Raw genomic sequence first — 21,622 nt, 5'->3', positions numbered from 1 at the left:
ATTTTAAATAACTGAATAAAAATCAAGAAAAAGGGATTAGGTATTTATTGCATTTTCTATTTGATTTAATAAATCTTCTGGTTCAAATGGTTTAAAGATAAAACCATTCATACCACTTTCTTCCATTTTATCTTTTACCTCCATAAAAACAGAAGCGGATAACGCTAAGATTGGTATTTGTTTATTAAATTTTCTAATTTCTTTAGATGCCGTATAGCCGTCCATAATAGGCATTTGAATATCCATTAAAACAACATCATATTCTTTTTCTTTAACCATATTAACCGCAGTTAAACCATCGTTTGCAATTGCAACTTTTAAATTTACTTTTTCTAAGATTTGTTGCGCAACCATAATATTAATTAAATTGTCTTCTACTAATAAGACAGTTTTTTCTTTAAAATTAAATTCTTTTTTATGGGTAGTTTTATGTAGCTCTTTATCCGAAGCTAATTTTACATCTAGCTGAAAATAAAAACGACTTCCTTTGTTAATTTCGCTTTCAATTTTTACTTGCGATCCCATTGCTTCTATAATACTTTTTACAATTGGTAACCCCAAGCCTGTACCACCATACAAGCGGTTAGTGGTGCTAGATGCCTGTGTAAATACTTCCCAAATAGTTTCGTGTTGGTCTTTTGGAATTCCGATTCCTGTGTCTATAATCTGAGTTAATAAAACGAGTGAATCTTTGGTTTTATGTATACTTTTAATGCTAAGAGTTACAGTTCCTTTATCAGTAAATTTTATAGCATTTGTAACTAAGTTATTAATTACTTGATTAAAACGAACTATATCTAGCCAAATTAGAGGTATATCATCATCAATTTCTAGATTCATGGTAATGCCTTTTCTTAAACAAGCAGCTTCATGAATTTTTTTTATTTGTTTTACGGCTGCAGATAAATCAACAGGAATGTTATCTAGTTGAATATTAGTAGACTGCATTTTACTAAAATCTAACACATTGTTTAGCAGATTTAATAATATTTTACCAGAATAATTGAGCGCTTCTATATTTTGAACTTGGTCTTCTCTAGGATTGTTATCGCCCAAAATATGCGAGAGTCCAATAACGGCGTTTAAAGGCGTTCTAATTTCGTGGCTCATGGTGCTTAAAAACTTAGATTTTGCATTTGATGTTTCTAAGGCTTCTAATTCTTTTGTATGAATTTTATCAAAATAACGTGCATTTAATATTAGATAGTATATTAATTGAAAAATAACTAGTGATATGGTACTAGAAATAGCTATTGGATAAATGACATTTCTTGCAGTTATTGGGTCTAACTTTTTGATCGCAAAAAGATTATAATCAGTGATAAAAAGTAACATCCATAATACTAAAGGAAGTAGTGTAAATAGTAGTACTAAGTAGCGTTCTCGTCTAAAAGAAAATAATATAAAAGGCAAGCCAATGTTAAACATATATACAAACTCTACACTACCATTTTTACCTACAAAAGATGAGATAACGGCAAGACCAATACTGCTTGTAAGTAAATATACTATTCTTGCAGCATTCAGTTTTTCTTTTTTTGCAAGATAGGCGGCCAAAACATATGCAATAATATTTAGCGCGTTGTAATTTCTTAGCCAAATAAAATCGAACTTATGAGAAAGGAATGTACACAGTAAAGCAAACCCAATATTAACTAAGGATAATGTAAATACGAGGTTAAATCTTCTTTGTGAGTGATTAAGCATATGTAGAGATATTAATTGCTGATTGCTTGTTCAATTTTGTCTAGTAAATCTTCAGGATTAAAAGGTTTGTAGATAAAACCGTTCATTCCACTTTCATTTATTTTGTCTTTTACTTCCATGAAAATAGAAGCAGAAAGGGCTAAAATTGGCAGTGTTTTATTAAATTTTCTAATTTCTATAGTAGCTTGATATCCATCCATAATTGGCATTTGAATATCCATTAAAACAATGTCGTAGGTATTTTCTTTTACTTTATTTACGGCAGCTAAACCATCGTTTACAACATCTACATTTAATTTTGCTTTTTCTAGAATTTGCTTACCAACCATTACATTAATTAAGTTGTCTTCTACTAAAAGCACTTTTTTACCATCAAAATTTCTTTCTTTTTTTTGATTTGATTTGTTTAATGAAGTGTTTGAAGCAAGTTTTAGATCAAGATTAAAGTAAAAACGACTTCCTGTGCCATGCATACTTTCTATTTTAACTTTAGAATTCATGGCTTCTACAATACTTTTTACAATAGGTAAACCTAAACCTGTACCGCCATATAACCTATTTGTAGTTGTTGATGCTTGCGTAAATGCTTCCCAAATAGTATCTTGTTTATCTTTTGGGATACCTATTCCGGTATCAATTACTTCTGTAAGTATGTTTATACTGTTAATTGTTTCTTTTTGTTTTTTTATTTTTAGAGTTACGCTGCCTTCATCAGTAAATTTTATTGCATTTGTAACTAAGTTATTTATTACTTGATTGTACCTAACAATGTCTAAATAAACAACAGGAATAGCATCATCTATTTCTAGATTCATAGAAATTCCCTTTTGATTACAAGAGGATTCATGAATTTTTTTAATCTGTTTAATGGCAGCAGAAATATCAGTAGGAATAGCGTCAAGCTCAATTTTAGTAGATTGCATTTTACTAAAATCTAAAACGTTATTTAACAGATTTAATAAAATTTTACCAGAATAATTTAAGGCTTCAATGTTTTGTATTTGGTCTTCTCTAGGTTTATTATCGCCTAAAATATGAGAAAGACCAATAACCGCATTTAAAGGTGTTCTAATTTCATGGCTCATCGTGCTTAAAAATTTAGACTTAGCCTCTGATGCTTCTAAGGCATCTTCGCGACTGCTATGAATAGTATAAGAACTATTATAATTTAAGTATGAAAAATACATTAACTGAAAAGTAACTAAAAAAAGTGTGGTAATAATAGAAACAGGATAAATGAGATTACTCGCAGTTTCTATAGCTATTTTTGAGGTTGTTATTAAGTTAAAATCTGTTACATATAATGCTATCCAAAGAAAAATTGAAGTGAGTGAAAATATAGCAATTAGATATTTTTCATTTCTAAAAGAAAATACCATAAAAGGTAAACTCATTGTAAACATTAACATAAACTCTACACCGCCGTCTTGCCCAATATAAGATGCCGTTGAAACTATACCAGTATTTAAAATAATAAAATATAATAATCTTGCTATTTTTAAATTTCCTTTTTTAGCAAGGTAAGCGCTCGTAAGATATAAAAAAATACATGTTGTATGAACGTATATTAAATCTGTAACATTTAATTTTATTACTATTAGTGTGCAAACCACACTAACAATAATAGCAATTAATGATAATGCAAATATCATTTGAATACGCCTTGGGGAAAAATCTAACATAGTGATTTAAATTACATCATTTAAAATGTAAATTCAATTAAAGATACACCTTCTATGATTATAAAAACGTTATTATCTGTTAATTATAGCATTTTCAATTTGATTTAATAAATCATCTGGATCAAAAGGTTTATAAATAAAACCATTCATGCCACAATCTTCTATTTTACTTTTTACTTGCAAAAAAACAGATGCAGAAAGCGCAAAAATAGGGATGTCTTTGTTAAACTTTCTAATTTCTTTGGATGCTTTATAACCATCCATAATTGGCATTTGAATATCCATTAAAACAATATCAAAATGGTTTTCTTTAACCATGTTTACAGCAGTTAAGCCATCCCTAGCAACCTCGACCTTTAAGTTTACTTTTTCTAGAATTTGTTTTCCAACCATTAAATTAATTAAGTTGTCTTCTACCAATAGAATTTTTTTACCTTTAAAATCGTGTTCTTTTTTATAGGTAGTTTTAAGTAGCTCTTGTTCAGTAGCTAGCTTTAGGTTAAGTTGAAAATAGAAACGGCTTCCTTTTTCTGGTTCGCTTTCAATTAGAACACTTGAACCCATTGCTTCAACAATACTTTTTACAATAGGTAAGCCAAGGCCAGTGCCGCCATACAATCTATTTGTTGTGTTAGATGCTTGTGTAAAAGCTTCCCAAATTGTGTTGTGTTTGTCTTCTGGAATACCGATACCAGTATCAATAATTTCGGTTAATAAATCTAAAGAATCTTTGGTTTGATTTACTTTAGTTATTTTAAGAGTTACACTTCCTTTATCTGTAAATTTAATAGCATTTGTTACTAAATTATTAATAATTTGATTGAATCTAACAATATCTAACCAAACAAAAGGAATGTCAGTATCAATTTCTAAATTCATTACAATTCTTTTTCGCAAACAAGATGCTTCATGAATTTTTTTAATCTGCTTTATAGCTTCGGATATGTCTACAGGTATGTTGTCTAATTCTATAGTAGTAGACTGAATTTTGCTAAAATCTAAAACATTGTTTAGTAAGTTTAATAATATTTTACCAGAATAATTTAGAGCTTCAATATTTTGAACTTGATCTTTTCGAGGATTATTATCTGTTAAAATATGAGATAGCCCAATAACAGCGCTTAAGGGCGTTCTAATTTCATGACTCATAGTGCTTAGAAATCTCGATTTTGCATCTGATGCGTCTATGGCTTCTTGTTTTGTAGAATGTGCACTTTTATTTGCATTAGAATTTATATATGAATAATAAATTAGCTGAATTACAACAAAAAGTAGGGTAGTAGTTATTGAAACATAATAAACGATGTTTCTTGTTTTTACAGGATTATTTAATTCAATATCAATAAAAAGTTTAAAGTTGGTAAAATACAGTAGTACCCAAAATATAAAAGGTAGCAAACAAAAAAGGATAATTTGAATTTTCTCTCTACTAAATGAGAAGAAAACGAAAGGTAGGCCAATTGCAAAAATTAAAAAGAATTCTACACTAGCATCTTTACCTAGGTAAGAAGAGACAAAAGCAATTGAGCAGTTGAACAATAAAAGAAATAAAGCTCTCGCTATCTTTGGATATCCATTTTTAGAGAGTATTGCGCAAGTTAAAAATAAAACAGCAGCTACAAATAGATAATTGCTTAAGGTGTTTATTTTTAATGAAACCGCCATTGCAAGCCAAAGAATTGTCATTGTCATGCATATCATAGAAGTAATAAAAATCATTTTTATTCTTCTTTTTGAAAATGGCCAAGTGCTTATTTCTAACATTTCTTTAAAATTAATTACGTGTAAATTTTTCAATCTGACTCAATAAATCTTCTGGAGTAAATGGTTTAAAAATAAAACCATTCATACCACATTTATCAATTTTATCTTTAACCTCCATAAACACATTTGCAGACAGTGCTAGTATAGGAATATTAGGATTAAATTTTCTAATTTCTTTAGTTGCTTTATATCCATCCATAATTGGCATTTGAATATCCATTAGTACAATATCAAAATTTTCTTCTTTTACTTTTTGTACGGCAATTAGACCATCATTCGCGATACTTACTATTAGTTTTTCTTTTTCAAGAATTTGTTTACCAACCATTACGTTAATAAGGTTATCATCTACTAATAAAACTTTGATACCTGTAAAGTTGAATTTTTCTGCCTCTATTTCCTTTTCGATTGTATTGTATTTTGCAATTTTTAGTTTTAAATTAAAATAAAAACGACTACCTTGATCGTTTACACTTCTAATTCTTGCTTTTGTTTTCATTACATTTAGAATACTTTTTACAATAGGCAAACCTAAACCTGTACCACCATATAAGCGGTTTGTTGTATTAGATTCTTGCGTAAAAGCTTCCCAAATTATTTTTTGTTTAACTTTAGGAATACCAATACCAGTATCTTTTACTTCTACATGAAGCGTAACAAAATCTTTTCTTTGTCTTATTTTTTTTATTATTAAGGTAACACTTCCTTTATCTGTAAATTTAATTGCATTAGAAATTAGATTGTTCAGAACTTGACTAAATCTAATTATATCTAGATATACGTAAGGTATAGTATCGTCAATTTCTAATTTAAGCAAAATGCCTTTTTTTAAACAAGCTGCTTCATGTATTTTTTTTATTTGCTGGGCATCGGCATTAATATTTGTAGGGATATTATCTAGCTCTATAGCAGAAAATTGCATTTTACTAAAATCTAAAACATTATTTAATAAATTTAATAATGTTTTACCAGAATAACTCAGCGCCTCGATATTTTTGATTTGATCTTCTCTTGGTTCGTTATCTCCTAAAATATGAGACAAACCAATTACAGCATTTAAAGGTGTTCTAATTTCATGGCTCATAGTGCTTAAAAATTTAGATTTTGCCAGGGATGCTTCTAATGCTTCTTGTTTTTTAATATGAATTTTTGAATAGTATTTTGTGCCAAGAATAGAAAAATAAATAAGTTGGGTTACCACCATAGTAAACGCACAAATAATAGATATAGGATAAATATATGTGTTTGCAATAACAATATCTATAGGTGTATCCGTAAATAATTTAAAGTCGGTTATAGCAAGGGTTATCCAAAGAAAACCAGAAAGAAGCGAAAAGAAATATACATATAGCTTTTCTGTTCTAAAAGAGAATACAGAAAAAGGCAATGCCAAAGAAAAGATAAACATATATTCTACGCTACCTGCTCTTCCTATAAAGGAAGCTGTACTTGTAATCCCTAAATTTAATAGGATAAAAAAGAGGATTCTAGAATAATAAGTACGTCCATTTTTAGAAAGATAAGCACAGTAAATATAGATAATAACCGTAGCAAAATGATAGTAGCCTAAATTATTTAAACCTAAAAGAAAAGAAACGATACCTGAAAATAGTGCTAAGCAACCAATGAGTAAACTTATGGCATACATTAGCTTATTAAGCCTTCTTGAAGTTGGGTGTTTTTTATCTTCGGACATAGAGTTCTATAATTTTATAAAAACCTGTCCCAAAAAATAAATGAATCTTAGGGGGAAGATTTTTATTTTAAACGCAATTAATCAGTTACATGTAAATAAAATTATGATTTAAAAAAAAAATATAATCATAATAACATCTAATGTAGTAAAAAAAAAGTAATAACCTTTAAAAAAAATAAAAACTCTCGAATTTCGAGAGTTTTTTATTTTTTTTAAAAGTAAAATAATTATTTTACTAACCATTGAAAATTAAAATTTTATAAAGTATCAATTTGTTATAAGTTTATTTTTTATTATTCTTAAATGATTTATTTGGGTATTCAGGAACTGCAGGCACTATTCTAGTATCTTTTTCAATTAATTTTTTTAATAAATTAATTGCTTTTTCTAATTGCGCGTCTTTACCGTTAAAAGTTTCATGCGGTAGATTTTCAACCACGATATCCGGTTCAAAACCATGCCCTTCTATACGCCATTTACCATCGCCATAAACACCAAACATTGGCGCTCTTGCAATTCCGTTATCACTTAAAGTATTGGCGCTATTTAACCAAATTTCACCACCCCAAGTTCTAGTTCCAATAGCAGTTCCTAGATTAAGTCTTTTAAATCCGTCTGCAAAAGCTTCACCATCCGAATAGGTGTTTTCATTAACAAGAATTACAATGTGCCCTGTAAATGCGTAAGGCATATTCCAATATTGTTTTCCACTTCTTCCTTTCCAATACATCCACGCTTTACGAAGTAATTTTTCCAGAATAAAACTATCAATATTTCCGCCCCAATTGTATCGAACATCAATAATTAACCCTTGTCTGTTAAAAACAGGATAGAACTCTCTATAAAACTGATTGATGTCATTTTCGCCCATTGCTCTAAGATGCAAATAACCAATAGCGTCTTCAGATTCTTTTTCAACATGCAATCTGTTTCCGTATTCCCAATCTCCATATCTTAATTTGAAAGAATTTGCAATTGGAGTAACAATGATATCTTTTGAAGTTTTTAAGCTCTTTATGGTTAATCGAACTTGTTTACCTACTTGGTTTCTAATTAATTCGCCAATATCTACAGCTGACAAAGCATTTTTACCATTTACATGTGTAATAATATCGCCTTCTTTTACATCTAAATAAGGATCATCTAAAGGTGATTTTTCATCCGGATAATCTGGGTCAACCTTATAAATGTATTCAATTTTAAATCCTGCATTCGCTTCGTCACGCACTAAAACGGCACCAAGATTTGCTACAGGAATATTTTTAGGATCACTTCTTAAATCGCCACCTCCAACACTGGTGTGCAAGGCTGCTAATTCGCCCACAAAACTTCCTATTAAATCAGAAAGTTCGTCTCTTGTGGTAATACGAGAAATTAAAGGAAGATATTTAGCATGCATGGCATCCCAATCTACACCGTGCATATTTTTATCATAAAAATAATCACGTTCCATTCTCCACGCATCTGTAAACATTTGTTGCCAGTCTTCTATGGGGTTTATTGCAAATTTCCAACCACTTAAATCAATGCTATTTTTATCGCTAACACTAATTTTTTCGGTTGCTGCTTTTACCATGTAAAAACTTTTTCCTTTTGAGATAAGAATTTTTTCACCATCCGCAGTTAGTTGGTAGTTTTTAACATCTTCTAGAATTGTAGTTACACTTACCTCTTTGTTGTCTATTTTAATTGCTGCTAAATGAGTTTTTCCATTTAAACCTATATCTGATGAAAGTACAAATAATGTTGTTTTATTAAGGTCTAAGCTTCTATAATTTCCTGGGCTTACTGGTACTTCTATGATTCTTTCTTTAATACCATCTTCATCAATTAAAACAGTTACTACTTTTTTATCGCAGTCTTTGCATTCTTCTTTAATGTATAACTCATCACTTGGTCTAAAGGGAGATCTCGTACCTTTTTGCAACGCAACATGATATATTTTTTCACTCGCTTCAAAATAAGGTTCAGGCTGTCTTGTTCCCCAAGGACTTCCTACAATTGTGGTAAAACTTCTATCGGATATAAAATAAAGAAACGTACCATCTAGACTCCATTTCGGACTCGTGCTATTTGCTCTATCCGTAGTTAAATCGAAACTTTTTTTAGTCTCTACATTGTAAATTTTAATTTGAGCCATGGTATTTTCTGCAACTTGTACAAAAGAGATCCATTTACTGTCTGGCGACCAAGTGTAATCTCTAATACCTTCTTGGTTTGTAGATATTTTTGAACTTTTACCAGTGGCAATATTTAAAACAAATAGATGTTCACTCAAATCACTGTAAGCCAAAAGTTTACCATCTGGCGAAGGGTTTCCTTCATATCTTAAAATGGATCCGTCTTTGGTGATCGTTTTAGAGTCTCCCATACCGTCTGCAGACATTGTAATAAATTCAAATTCACCACTTTCATCAGACAGCGTAATAATTTCTTTTCCATCCGAAGAGAAAGTTGCATCTCTATATCTTACGTTTGATTTATCAGAAAAAGAAACAGTTCTTCCAGCTTCTACAGGAACTACAAATATTTTACCTCTTGCGGTAATAACAATTTTAGAGCCGTCTTTATTTGTGTTTACATTGCTAATATATTCTGATGGAGTATCGTCCCATTTTTCTCTAAGTTGTTCATGATCAGAAACTAATTTAATGTCAATTTTATTTCCTGTATTTGATGCTAAATTATGCAACCATAAATCTGCACCTAATTGATACACAATATTTCCGTTAGATATATTTGCATAACGTACATCAAATTTATCATGTTTCGTTATTTGCTTTAAGTCGCTTCCATCTTCGTTCATCGACCAAACATTCATAATTCCGTCTCTATCCGTAATAAAATATACTTTATTTTGATACCACATTGGGTGATGACTTTCACCAAGATACTCTGTTGTTAACTTTATAGCTTCTTTTTCACCTTCGGTAAATTTCCAAATTTGTCTTGCTGTACCACCTTTATATCGTTTTGTTACATTTCTGTGAAAAGCAGGTCTTACAAAATAAACGGTTTTACCATCTTTATTAAAACTAGCTTCACTTGCTTGGTCTAATGGGATGAAGCTTTTTACTTTTGATGCTGTATTTATTTTTACTAATTGATAATCAGGTTTTTTGTTATACGCCCAAGTAGCATAGACAATTTCTCCGTTTGGTGCCCAAGTTGTTGCAAGGGATGGCTCACTTTCATAGGTCCAACGAGTTGTTAAACCACCGTTCACGGGAATTGTATAAATTTCCATCGGACCTTCATAATTTGCTGAAAACAAAACGGTTTTTCCATCCGGAGAAATAGAGGGAAAGCGTTCTTCTTCTAAATGTGTGGTTAATCTTCTTGCCAATCCGCCAGAGATAGGAACAGTCCAAAGATCTCCTTCCGCAGAAAAAACGATGGTGTTATCGTGTACATCTGGATATCTGTAATAACCTTCAAAACCTTGAGAGTAGGTTGCTGGGTTTAGTAAAAAGGTAAAAATAAATAAATAGAGGAGTTTTTGAATACTGATGTTTGGTTTGGTAATCATTTGGTTTTTTAGGTTTGTTTGGTTATTTTAAAGGTAATTTTCAACTTAATACGTACTGATATAAAACAAATTAATTTTGATTATTATTTTTATATCCGAAGTATCTTTTTCTACAATAAGTAGTTGCGTTAAATTTACAAAATAAAATCTAATAGTTTATTTTTAAAATATGATCAAAAAAAAACTCTCGAAATTCGAGAGTTTTTATATACAAAAAAGGTAAAAGAGTTATTTTACATTCATCAATTCAACATCAAAGATTAAGGTTGCATTTGGCGGAATTACTCCACCAGCACCAGATTCTCCGTACGCTAAATGAGAAGGAATTACAAAACGTGCCTTATCACCAACTTTTAATAATTGAATTCCTTCATCCCAACCAGCAATTACTTGGCCAACTCCAATAGCAAAATCAATTGGTTCTTTTCTTTTATATGATGAATCAAAAACTGTTCCGTCTAATAATTGACCTTTATAATGTACAGAAACATTAGCGCCTTTTGTAGCTTGTTTACCAGTACCTTTTTGTAAAATTTGGTAACGTAAACCACTTTTAGTTTCTTCGTAACCTGCAGCAACAGAATCTAACAACTCATTTTGTTTTGCTTTTACTTCTGCTTCTCTTTTTTCTCTTGAACCTTCAAAAGTTCTAAAAGCCTCAACAGCATTAAAAGCCTCTGCATCTGCACCAACTCTAATGATTTCTATTTTCATGTCATCACCTTGTGCAACTGCATCTACAATATCTTGGCTGTCTATAACCGTACCAAAAACAGTGTGTTTACCGTCTAACCATGGAGTAGGAACGTGGGTAATATAAAACTGACTACCGTTTGTTGCTGGTCCAGAGTTAGCCATTGCTAATTTTCCCGGAGCATCATGTTTTAAATCTGGATGAAATTCATCATCAAATTTATAACCAGGATTTCCTGTTCCTGTTCCTTGAGGGCATCCTCCTTGAACCATAAACTCAGGTATTACTCTATGGAATTTTAATCCATCATAATAGGGAGTTCCTTGACCTTTTGCAGAGTTTTCTAAATTTCCTTCAGCCAACGCTACAAAGTTACCAACAGTTCCTGGCGCTTTTTCGTGTTCTAATTGTACTAAAATTTCACCTTTAGGAGTGGTGAATTTTGCGAATATTCCGTTATTCATTGTTTTAATTATTTTACTATTTGTATTCTCGAGCGCAGTTGAGATGTTTTGTTCACTTATGAGTTCTTGACTGCGCTCGAACTGACTTTAATTATTATCGTACAAAAATAAGGTATTTTATTGAGGACTTGCAGAAACAAACTCAGCGTACCTTATTTTTTTGAATTTAAAATTGATAAACCATATGTAAAACCTAGGTTTAAATTTGTAGAATTCACATTTCCATAAGGAGTTATAGTTTGTCCGGCCGCAATATTTAAAGAAAAACTATCCGTTAAATGATAATTAACCCCAACTGTTGGTCTTACTAAAACCCCCTCACCAGTATCAACACCTGCGCCACCAGCAACACCACCCATTAATTCAATAAAAGTTGAAAATTTACCATTTAAAAATTGATTGCTTCTAATTCCTAATCCAAATATTCCATGAGCATAACCGCCAGATTTACCTTCATAAGCAAAAGAAGTTTCGCCAACTAAATAAAAGCGTTTATTTAAATCATAGAATATTTTTAGAGAAATCATTTCTAAATCAATTGTTGTATTATCATCTTTTGCCATCTTATAATACGTCTGATTTTGAACACCAACACCAACTCCATGAGTTTTAATTTTTGATGCACTTTCTTCCGAAAAAGGATCTTTTAATCCTCCGGTTAACCCATAATATTTTAAACTTACACCTGCAGTATAAGCTTCAAATGTTCCGCCAATGGCTCTATGATAACCACCATGCGCACTAATTCCTAATTTATCAGTTAAATGAACATCGAAACCAACACTAGGATACATTGTTAAACCACCTTCTGGATAAATTCTTCCTCCTGCAGCACCAACTCCCATTTTTGCAAAGAAGTTAACATTTTTGGTTTCATTAAAATTCTTTCCAACACCAAAAAATAAATCCATAAATCCAGATACTAAGCCGCTATACATCGTATCTACATGAGCATACACAAAGGTGTTTGACGTTAAATATCTTTGATATTCAAAACCAATAATAGATAATGTTTCTGTAAGTGTTTTGTATGAGGGATTTGTGGTGGTATCAGCCCTAGACATTCCGATAGGAAAGAAATAATCTAAAGTTAATTGTTGTACACTTTTCACCGCTGGTTTTGTCCAAAACTCATCAATTGAGTCATCATTTAAAGTAAACGTTTTTTGAGCATCTTTATAAGAACCTGTTCTTAATACACTTGGAATTTCAACAAAAAAAGAAACATTGTCATTTTTCTGAATTCCCGTAAAAAAGTTTACATAACCATATTGAACACCAAAAGAATAGCCATTTTTTTTGTATTGTAAACCAGCGTTAGGATAAATCATTCCACCACCATTTACTAAGCTTCTAAATCCGCCACCGCCACCAAAATGCAGATTTGCATCAAAATATAAATCTTTATAGATGGGCGTATTTAAACCTAAAGTAACACCTAACGTAAATAAACCACCTTGATCTCCTGTAATTGCGGTATGAAAACCAGCGCCCGTGTACAGCCAATCATTTAAAGGAATATTGTAAGTTAAACCAACAAAACCTAATGTAGGCGCTAATTCATAGGGTACTTGTTCAAAAGGCTGATGAACCAAAATATAATTTAATCGAATACTGTTATGTAATTCTTTTCCTTCAAGTTCCGATAAATTATACGTTTGTGAGTAATTTTGCAAACTGATAAAAATAAAAAATAAAAGCACTAACTTTTTCATGATTCCTAACCTTTAAATTCGCTGGTAAAATGCAGTTTTACAGATGGATATTTGCTCTGCGTCATTTGAATTGTAAACTCAGAATCCGCTAAAAAAACCAATTGACCTTCTTTGTCTTTTGCTAAATAGCGTTGCTTAACACGTTTAAATTCTTTAAATTCATCATTTTTAATATCTGCTGGTTCTACCCAACATGCTTTGTGAACACTTAAATTTTCGTAGGTACATTTTGCACCATATTCATGTTCTAACCTGTATTGAATTACCTCGTATTGTAAAGCACCAACGGTACCAACTACTTTACGACCATTCATGTCTAACGTAAATAATTGCGCAACACCTTCATCCATTAATTGATCTAAACCTTTCGCTAATTGCTTAGATTTCATTGGGTCTGCGTTGTTTACGTATCTAAAATGTTCTGGAGAAAAACTCGGAATTCCTTTAAAGTTCAATATTTCACCTTCGGTTAAAGTATCACCAATTTTAAAGTTACCAGTGTCGTGTAAACCAACAATATCTCCTGGATATGATTCTTCTACAATTTCTTTTTTCTCTGCAAAAAAGGCATTCGGACTAGAGAATTTTACTTTTTTACCATTTCTAACATGTAAATAAGGCGAATTTCTTCTAAAAACTCCGGATACAATTTTAACAAACGCTAGTCTGTCTCTATGTTTAGGATCCATATTTGCGTGGATTTTAAACACAAAACCAGTAAGTTCTGTTTCTTTAGAATCTACTAAACGCTCTTCTGCTTTTTTAGGTTGAGGTGAAGGAGCAATTTCTATAAATGCATCTAATAATTCTTTTACGCCAAAATTATTTAAGGCAGAACCAAAAAACACAGGCTGTAGTGCGCCATTTAGGTATTCAGTTCTATCAAACTCTGGATACACCTCCGTAATTAATTCGATGTCTTCACGTAAAGTTCCCGCTGCTTGCGCTCCTATAATTGTATCTAATTTAGGGTTTGCTAAATCATCAAAAACAACTCCTTTAGAAATACTTTGTTTGTTATCACCAGAAAAAAGATTCAATTTCTTTTCCCAAATATTATAGATTCCTTTAAAATCATATCCCATTCCTATAGGGAAACTCATTGGCGTAACGCGTAAGCCTAGTTTTTGTTCTACTTCATCTAATAAATCAAAAGCGTCTTTACCTTCTCTATCCAATTTATTGATAAAAACCAACATTGGTATTTTACGCATTCTACAAACTTCAACTAATTTTTCGGTTTGTGGTTCCACACCTTTTGCAACATCAATTACAACAATAACGCTATCTACGGCAGTTAGAGTTCTAAAAGTATCTTCTGCAAAATCCTTGTGACCAGGCGTATCTAGAATGTTTATTTTTTTGTTTTTGTAGATGAAAGCAAGTACAGAAGTTGCTACAGAAATTCCTCTCTGACGCTCAATTTCCATAAAATCGGAAGTTGCGCCTTTTTTAATTTTATTATTTTTTACAGCACCAGCTTCCTGAATTGCACCACCAAATAATAATAACTTTTCTGTTAAAGTAGTTTTACCAGCATCTGGATGCGAAATGATACCAAATGTTCTTCTACGTTCTATTTCTTTTAAAAAACTCATCTACAAAATTTGAGGTGCAAAGATAGGTTTTATTCTATAATTTTTTGTTCTGATAACGATTTGAAAATTGGAGTCGAATTTCAATTGTTTTAGGGGTTTTAGAGGTGCCTAAAAATTAAAATTGATTATTGCGTCTCTTTCTAATTTATTGCACTTCGAATTAACAAATTCACAAATTCTTTTCAAAGTAAGAATAATATAAATTTAAGTTTTTCTAAATATTTTTTAAATCAGAAAATTTGTATCAAAAAAACACTGTGAATTTCTGAAAAATAACTTTTTTCGAATGATGGTTTTAAAACGTTCACTACAATAGAAACATAAAAAATAGTGATAATTCACAAGTATTTTATTCGAGGAATTACGTGAAATCTATGTCAAAAAGAAAACGCTATGAATCTTCGTAATTTCTTTGCAAATCTCTGCATAATAATTTTACTTTATAATTTCAATCGTCATTTTTATATCCTTAACAGGCCATTCATCAACTCCTACATCAACCTTAGAAATTTTATCCATCGTATCAAAACCAGAAACAACTTCACCAAAAACGGTATGTTGATTGTCTAGATGATGTGCTCCATTTCTGTCATGAACCATATAAAATTCAAACGGACTCGATAACTTATTAGGGTTTTTTTTCCAATCTCTTGCAGCTGCTAATGCGCCATATGCATGCTTTCGGTTATTTTTAAATTCGGGTTGCATTAAATAATTCCCATATTTTCTGCGTTGTTTTTGCGTGTACATATTATCAGAATTACCACCCTGAATTACAAAGTTTTTGGCTACTCTATAAATTACTGTTGTATTAAAATATTTAATTTTTGTAAGAAAAATAAAATTTGCGCGGTGTACAGGTACATCCTCGTATAAACGCAATTTTATATTTCCGAACTTGGTTTTAATAAGAACATTAGTTTCAGGGTTTTGCTTGCCATATTCAGTTAAAAAAGCTTCGGTATTTTCGCTATTTAGGCTATCCCAAGGTTTTATGATTTCTTTTTCTAAAGCATCTTTTTTATTCGTTTTTTTCTTTTCAACTTTTACAGAATTTTCTTTTTCTTTTTTAGCTTTATTACACTGATAAAAGAAAATGATGATTGTTAAGAATATTATTTTGATAAAAATTTTCAATTTTAAGGCTTTAACTTTTGAATCATCAAATATAAATCATCAAAATAAAACAATAGAAAAAACTGATAGTTTTATTCTAAATTTAAGTTTTAAACCTAATTGAATCTAGTATATTTGCAAACATGGAAGAACAAGTGATTTTAGTTGATACAAACGATAATCAAATAGGCGCAATGCCTAAGATGGAAGCGCATGAAAAAGGCGTTTTACACAGAGCTTTTTCTGTGTTTGTTTTTAATAAAAAAGGCGAATTAATGCTACAGCAAAGAGCAGCGCATAAATATCATTCCCCTTTATTATGGACAAATACCTGTTGTTCTCATCAAAGAAATGGAGAAAGTAACATACAAGCAGGTGAAAGAAGGTTACAAGAAGAAATGGGCTTTTCTACAAGTTTAAATGAAGTTTTTTCATTTATTTACAAAGCGCCTTTCGATAATGGCCTAACAGAACACGAATTCGACCATGTATTAATTGGTTATTTTGATGAGGAGCCAAAAATTAATAAAGAAGAAGTAGAAGCTTATAAATGGATGTTGCTTGAAGATGTGAAGTCTGAAATTGAAAATAATTCAGATGAATTTACAGCATGGTTCAGGATAATTTTCAAAGAATCGTATCATAAAATCAAGAATTATAAAATATAGTTTTTCAAAATTAAATAATTTAAAAAATACACTTATGCCTAAAGTTACCGTTCATAGAAAAGCACATTTTAATTCAGCTCACAGATTATATAGAAAAGATTGGTCTGATGAAAAGAACTTTGAAGTTTTTAATAAATGCAGCAATCCTAATTTTCATGGCCATAATTACGAACTGATTGTTTCTTTAACAGGTGCTATTGATAAAGAAACAGGCTATGTATACGATTTAGGTATTTTAAGCAGCTTAATTAAGTTACATATCGAAGAAAACTTTGATCATAAAAATTTAAATATAGAAGTAGAAGAATTTAAAAATTTAAATCCTACTGCAGAAAATATATCTGTTGTTATTTATGATAAACTAAGAAAACACATTCCTAATCATTTAGAACTAGAGATAACTTTGTACGAAACACCTAGAAATTTTGTAACGTATTCGGGTTAATATTTTTCATCTACGTAGGTGTTTTCTGATTTTTGGCTATTAATTTTATAACCTGATAGTGCTTTTTTAAAATAACTGTAATTGTAGTATGTAAAACCATGAAAATTCAAATCTTTAGTAAGGTTTTTGTTTTCTATGTTTAGTTCTTCAAAGAAAATCTTTTCAGCGTTTTTAAAATGATTTTTTCGAAGCCATGAACCCATAAAATCCATTTCAGAAGAAAATATTAATGAAATTTCAATTTTTGATTTTATTTTTGAAAGTAATTTTAGACGATCTTTTACGTATTCAAAACTTCTCGCAGGGTGGTCTACATAAGCAGCAATTAGTAAACGATCTACATTATTACTTATTTTAAAAACTTCTTCGTTTGTATATTGACCAATATAGGCTTCAATTTTTATTGGATGAGATTGCTCTTTTGCAAGTAACTTCATAGTTGTTAACGTACCTAAGTAAAAGTTAAAAGACCCAACTCTATTACAGGGAATTTGTGCCTCTTTTAAATATGTTTCGCAATAATACCCACCATTTAAAGAAGCTTGTTTATTCCAATATTCATACTCTAAATTGTAAACATCAAATTTTTCGATGTCTTTTTTTCTAGATTGATTATAGGGATGTATCGCTTCTACAAAAAACTTTGCATTTTCTCCAGAAGCGCTTATTTTTTTAATATCATATTTCAACTTTGCTCTAGAAATGAAATTGGCTAAGACCTTATTTTTGTTGGAATTTTCTAAAGAGAATCTTTTATGTACTTTATTTAATTCGTAGAGAATTAAAGTATGAATGTTGTTTTTTTTAGAAAACTCTAGAAGTTCTTTCTCTTGATTATAACTACCTAAAATATTATTGAATTCATCTACATATAATTTTCTTTGAAAACCATAAGAATTTAAAATCAAAAACATTAAAATTATGGATATCGGATATCTCATTACATATTGTTTTTACAGATTTTTACACCTAAATTCAACTGTAAGTTAATCTAATTTTTACTCAAAGAATAAGAATTTATTAACTTTCTTAATAATAAGCTGTTAGCATTTGTTACCAGTAGTTTTTATTATACTTTTATAAAATTTTATGCTTTGTTTAGCAGAAGATTCTTTAGTTTTACAAAAGTAACTTTTTTTACCAATTACATTTATTGATAGTTTAACTTTTAAAGAATAAAAGAAAATAACTTCTTAATTAAATGAAGATGTTTTTTTATTTAGTTGTAAAAAAATAAGATTGTTTTATCAGAATAAATATTATTTTACATCTGGCTGTTTTCCAACCAAACCACACTTTTTTAATCTCTGTGTTACTTATATTACCATCCAATTTACCAGCGTATATTTTTATAAGTAGTTATGCCATCGCAAGGACAGTGAAAAAAGACTAGTGTATTTATTAAAGGACATTTTTTGGGTAAATTTTTAAGAGAGTCTCCAAACCATTCAACTCTATTTCCACTGGGCTTTAAAGAACTATATTCCGCAATCATAATTGGTTTATTAAAGAATGTCAAATCTTTGTAATAATGACTAAAAAGTTATTTAAATGTTCAACAATCTCACCAACTTTTGTTAGCACCGTAATTTAAAACACCGGTTGCAACTACTTTTACATAATCTGTTCTTGGATAATATTCTTTAAATTTTCTAAAAGACAAATGTAGACTCCAAACCCATATAATGCAGTAGCTCCTATTTTGTAACCAATAAACTCTTTCTAGAATACCCAAAATTTAACAATCTGTTTTTGGTTAATTTTTGTCTAAAACGAATACCACCAACACAATCTATTTCTCCTGATTTTTTTTAAACACCACCAGTAATATTGCATCAAATTTTAATTTATTAAACTTAAATTGATCAGTTAATTTAAGAATTAATGCTCGTTCTTTTTGTAGTGAAAAATTATAGTTTGATATTTCTAATTGAAGATTTAAAAATCTAGATTTATATTAACTTGATACCATATGTTTATTGAAAAGGCAATCGGTTCAGAATCTGATTGATATTCAAAGTTTGTTTTAAGATAAAACGCACCAGATCCTTCTATTTTCTAATCTAAATTGTTTGTAATTTCTTTATCCAGATAAATTTCTTTAATTCTATCAGGCTTAGTTTGCGACCTTTTTAAACCTCCTTTCCAGAAACTAATATTGCTTGCATCAATAAAAACACATCATTTATAGATTCATCATCTAAAAACTTAGACAAAAAGTAAAAGCATTAAATAATTAACGAGTATAAAGACTAATAGTAAATATTAAAACTTAAAACTTTTTAAAGTGGATGTTTTATCATTCATCACAAAAAAAGATTTTAAAATTAAATTTGAGAGGGTAAGTTTATCAATAATTTTTTTTAATAGTTTTTATAAATTATGAAAATGAAATCTTATCTATTTAAATAGACCTGCCAGTTAGAATAAAAATAACACATTATTTTGTATTTTAGAATTAGTTTTCTTTATCCAAATAGGTGTTTGACATTTTATTAGTGTTACGATCATAATTATTTAATGCATTTTTAAAAAAACTATAATTATAATAGGTAAAACCATCAAAGGTTAAATTGGTAGAGAGCTCTTTGCTTTGCGTGAACAACTTTTTAAAGAATTTTTTTTCTGCCTGTTTGTAATCGTTTATTCTTAACCAAGGTCCCATAAATACCATTTCTGTTGAGAATATAATCGATATTTTAATTTTTGATTTAATATCTGAAAGTAATTTTAATCTTTCTTTTACATATTCAAAACTTTTGTCAGGATTATCAACATAAGCAGCAATTAATAGTTTGTCTGCATGGTTACTTATCTGTAAAACTTCATTTATTGTAAATTTGCCAATATAAGCTTCAATTTTAATTGGATGCGATTCTTCGTTCGCTAATAATCTCATTGCAGTTAAACTACCCAAGTAAAAATTAAAAGAGCCAACTCTATTACAAGGCATTTCTCCGTTTCTTAGATAATTTTCGCAATAATACCCACCTTTTAAAGAAGCTTTTTCATCCCAATATTCATATTCTAAATTATAAGCATCAATTTTTTCTTCGGATTTTTTTCTTGATTTATTATAAGGATGTATGGCATCAACAAAAAAGTCTCCACTTTCTCCAGAGGCACTTATTTGTTTAATATTATATTTTAATTTTGCTCTAGATATAAAATTAGCTAAAGCACTATTTTTTGTAGAATCGTCTAGAGGAAATCTTTTGTGCACTTTATTTAATTCATATAGAATTAACGTATGAATATTGTTTTTTTTAGAAAATTCTAAAAGCTCTAGTTCTAGGTTGTAACTACCAAGAATATTGTTAAATTCATCTACGTATAGCTTTCTTTGAAACCCATAGGAATTAAGAACCAAAATTGTTAAAATTAAGGATAAAAGATATTTCATAATGTTATGGTTAGGTTAGGTTAGGTTTTTTCTGGGCATGATGGCTGAGAGAATTTCGAAGGGAAGTGTACTTGTTGTATCAAAATTTTATAATGGTTAAGAACCAATAATATTGATATTAAGGGTAGAAGATATTTCATTAAGTTGAGGTTAGGTTAATTTTTATTGTAAGAATAGTAACTTATAGATTTTTCTAAAATAGAGTAGGAGTGATAACTAAAACCATCTAAGTTTAATTTCTTTTTTAGGTTGACGTTAAAATTATTCATAGTGTTAAAAAACTTGTTTTCTCCATTATCCAAACTGTCAAACTTTAACCAATAACCTAGTTTATCCATATTGGTAGAAAAAACAATTGAAGCTTTTATATTGCTATTTGTATTGTAGAGATTTTCTAAGTTCTTTTTAGCTGAAGTAAAGCATAATTCTGGGCTTTTACCGTGAGCTTGTATAATTAAACGGTCACAGTATTTATTAATTTCTGCAATTTCGTTTTGAGTGTAATAGCCAACATAAGCATCAACTTTTACATCATGTTTTTGCTTTTTTGCAAGCGACTTAAGTTTTTTTAAATTATCTAAAAAGTAATTAAAAGAACCTTGTCTAGTGCAAGGAACTTTATTTTCTTCTAGATAATTGATGCAATAATAACCATCGATACCAGAAGCCTTTTTAGACCAATATTCGTATTCTAAATTATAAATATCAAACTTTTCTTCGGATTTATTTCTAGTTTTGTTATAAATATCAATTCTAGAGGTAAAGAAGTTTGCAGACTCACCAGAGGCCCCAATATGAGTCATATTATATTTAGTTTTAGCCTTTGATATAAAGGCTGCTAAAATGTTGTTTTTTTTTGGGTCTATTAAAGAGTATTGTTTGTCAACTTTGTTTAATTGATATAAAATTAAGGTATTAAATTTGTTTTCTTTAGCAAAGCTTAGAAGTTTGTTTTCTTTGTTTTCACTGCCCAGTATACTATTAAAATTATCAACGTACAAAGTTCTTTGAAAGCAAAAAGTTTTCGTAAAAAAAAGGAGAAACAAAATTAAGAAAATATCTTTTTTCAATTTTTAAATGATTGTCCCGTTTGGGTGCACAAAGATAAACAAAATATGATATACAGAAACACAAATTTATT

14 protein-coding genes are annotated in these 21,622 nt (G+C 29.7%); 2 read left to right on the top strand and 12 right to left on the bottom strand.

Annotated elements, in window-relative coordinates:
• Positions 1-36 precede the first annotated feature (36 nt).
• The 9 genes from BTO16_RS06550 to BTO16_RS06510 all read right to left on the bottom strand — a co-directional run bounded on the left by BTO16_RS06550 (position 37) and on the right by BTO16_RS06510 (position 15,986).
• The gene (locus BTO16_RS06550) at positions 37-1,707 is read right to left on the bottom strand and encodes a response regulator (RefSeq protein ID WP_105020822.1); all 1,671 of its coding nucleotides are present in this window, start codon (positions 1,705-1,707) and stop codon (positions 37-39) included.
• A gap of 11 nt (positions 1,708-1,718) precedes the next feature.
• Positions 1,719-3,359, bottom strand: a complete 1,641-nt coding sequence (locus tag BTO16_RS06545) for an ATP-binding protein (RefSeq protein ID WP_105021535.1) — start codon at positions 3,357-3,359, stop codon at positions 1,719-1,721.
• A gap of 102 nt (positions 3,360-3,461) precedes the next feature.
• Positions 3,462-5,153: an ATP-binding protein gene (locus BTO16_RS06540; RefSeq protein ID WP_245892001.1), complete on the bottom strand. Its 1,692-nt coding sequence runs from the start codon at positions 5,151-5,153 to the stop codon at positions 3,462-3,464.
• Positions 5,154-5,163: 10 nt separating this feature from the next.
• On the bottom strand, positions 5,164-6,849 hold the full coding sequence (locus tag BTO16_RS06535) for a response regulator (RefSeq protein ID WP_105020821.1): 1,686 nt from the start codon (positions 6,847-6,849) through the stop codon (positions 5,164-5,166).
• 283 nt (positions 6,850-7,132) lie between these two features.
• The gene (locus BTO16_RS06530; RefSeq protein ID WP_105020820.1) at positions 7,133-10,378 is read right to left on the bottom strand and encodes a S41 family peptidase; all 3,246 of its coding nucleotides are present in this window, start codon (positions 10,376-10,378) and stop codon (positions 7,133-7,135) included.
• A 228-nt stretch (positions 10,379-10,606) separates the two neighbouring features.
• On the bottom strand, positions 10,607-11,536 hold the full coding sequence (locus tag BTO16_RS06525) for a peptidylprolyl isomerase (protein ID WP_105020819.1): 930 nt from the start codon (positions 11,534-11,536) through the stop codon (positions 10,607-10,609).
• A 152-nt stretch (positions 11,537-11,688) separates the two neighbouring features.
• The gene (locus tag BTO16_RS06520; RefSeq protein ID WP_105020818.1) at positions 11,689-13,251 is read right to left on the bottom strand and encodes a hypothetical protein; all 1,563 of its coding nucleotides are present in this window, start codon (positions 13,249-13,251) and stop codon (positions 11,689-11,691) included.
• Between the two features lie 5 nt (positions 13,252-13,256).
• Positions 13,257-14,849 carry a peptide chain release factor 3 gene (locus tag BTO16_RS06515; protein ID WP_105020817.1) on the bottom strand — a complete coding sequence of 531 codons (1,593 nt, stop codon included), beginning with the start codon at positions 14,847-14,849 and terminating at the stop codon, positions 13,257-13,259.
• Positions 14,850-15,284: 435 nt separating this feature from the next.
• A complete protein-coding gene (locus tag BTO16_RS06510) occupies positions 15,285-15,986 on the bottom strand; it encodes a peptidylprolyl isomerase (RefSeq protein ID WP_245891999.1) in 702 nt (233 codons plus the stop codon).
• 122 nt (positions 15,987-16,108) lie between these two features.
• Between BTO16_RS06510 and idi the strand changes: the two genes are divergently transcribed.
• Positions 16,109-16,633: an isopentenyl-diphosphate Delta-isomerase gene (idi, locus tag BTO16_RS06505; protein ID WP_105020816.1), complete on the top strand. Its 525-nt coding sequence runs from the start codon at positions 16,109-16,111 to the stop codon at positions 16,631-16,633.
• A 34-nt stretch (positions 16,634-16,667) separates the two neighbouring features.
• Complete coding sequence (locus tag BTO16_RS06500; RefSeq protein WP_105020815.1) at positions 16,668-17,078, top strand: 6-pyruvoyl trahydropterin synthase family protein; 411 nt, start codon at positions 16,668-16,670, stop codon at positions 17,076-17,078.
• On the opposite strand, the gene BTO16_RS06495 is transcribed toward BTO16_RS06500, so the two are convergent.
• The 3 genes from BTO16_RS06495 to BTO16_RS06485 form a co-directional block, all read right to left on the bottom strand.
• On the bottom strand, positions 17,075-18,019 hold the full coding sequence (locus BTO16_RS06495) for a hypothetical protein (RefSeq protein WP_146105351.1): 945 nt from the start codon (positions 18,017-18,019) through the stop codon (positions 17,075-17,077). The two genes, BTO16_RS06500 and BTO16_RS06495, sit on opposite strands and share 4 nt — an antisense overlap.
• Before the next feature lie 1,517 nt (positions 18,020-19,536).
• The gene (locus tag BTO16_RS06490) at positions 19,537-20,481 is read right to left on the bottom strand and encodes a hypothetical protein (RefSeq protein ID WP_146105350.1); all 945 of its coding nucleotides are present in this window, start codon (positions 20,479-20,481) and stop codon (positions 19,537-19,539) included.
• Between the two features lie 155 nt (positions 20,482-20,636).
• Positions 20,637-21,284 carry a hypothetical protein gene (locus BTO16_RS06485; protein ID WP_146105349.1) on the bottom strand — a complete coding sequence of 216 codons (648 nt, stop codon included), beginning with the start codon at positions 21,282-21,284 and terminating at the stop codon, positions 20,637-20,639.
• Between the last annotated feature and the right edge of the window lie 338 nt (positions 21,285-21,622).

It is taken from the genome of Polaribacter glomeratus (assembly GCF_002954665.1).
Taxonomy (GTDB): domain Bacteria; phylum Bacteroidota; class Bacteroidia; order Flavobacteriales; family Flavobacteriaceae; genus Polaribacter; species Polaribacter glomeratus.
This window is presented reverse-complemented; position numbering and strand designations above follow the sequence as displayed.

What these genes read in the sequence shown, in the direction of transcription:
- BTO16_RS06525 (WP_105020819.1), bottom strand. Translation starts at nt 11,536, where the DNA reads ATGAATAACGGAATATTCGCAAAATTCACCACTCCTAAAGGTGAAATT.
- BTO16_RS06545 (WP_105021535.1), bottom strand. Translation starts at nt 3,359, where the DNA reads ATGATATTTGCATTATCATTAATTGCTATTATTGTTAGTGTGGTTTGC.
- BTO16_RS06540 (WP_245892001.1), bottom strand. Translation starts at nt 5,153, where the DNA reads ATGTTAGAAATAAGCACTTGGCCATTTTCAAAAAGAAGAATAAAAATG.
- idi (WP_105020816.1), top strand. Translation starts at nt 16,109, where the DNA reads ATGGAAGAACAAGTGATTTTAGTTGATACAAACGATAATCAAATAGGC.
- BTO16_RS06495 (WP_146105351.1), bottom strand. Translation starts at nt 18,019, where the DNA reads ATGAGATATCCGATATCCATAATTTTAATGTTTTTGATTTTAAATTCT.
- BTO16_RS06535 (WP_105020821.1), bottom strand. Translation starts at nt 6,849, where the DNA reads ATGTCCGAAGATAAAAAACACCCAACTTCAAGAAGGCTTAATAAGCTA.
- BTO16_RS06490 (WP_146105350.1), bottom strand. Translation starts at nt 20,481, where the DNA reads ATGAAATATCTTTTATCCTTAATTTTAACAATTTTGGTTCTTAATTCC.
- BTO16_RS06515 (WP_105020817.1), bottom strand. Translation starts at nt 14,849, where the DNA reads ATGAGTTTTTTAAAAGAAATAGAACGTAGAAGAACATTTGGTATCATT.
- BTO16_RS06500 (WP_105020815.1), top strand. Translation starts at nt 16,668, where the DNA reads ATGCCTAAAGTTACCGTTCATAGAAAAGCACATTTTAATTCAGCTCAC.
- BTO16_RS06550 (WP_105020822.1), bottom strand. Translation starts at nt 1,707, where the DNA reads ATGCTTAATCACTCACAAAGAAGATTTAACCTCGTATTTACATTATCC.
- BTO16_RS06485 (WP_146105349.1), bottom strand. Translation starts at nt 21,284, where the DNA reads ATGACTCATATTGGGGCCTCTGGTGAGTCTGCAAACTTCTTTACCTCT.
- BTO16_RS06530 (WP_105020820.1), bottom strand. Translation starts at nt 10,378, where the DNA reads ATGATTACCAAACCAAACATCAGTATTCAAAAACTCCTCTATTTATTT.
- BTO16_RS06520 (WP_105020818.1), bottom strand. Translation starts at nt 13,251, where the DNA reads ATGAAAAAGTTAGTGCTTTTATTTTTTATTTTTATCAGTTTGCAAAAT.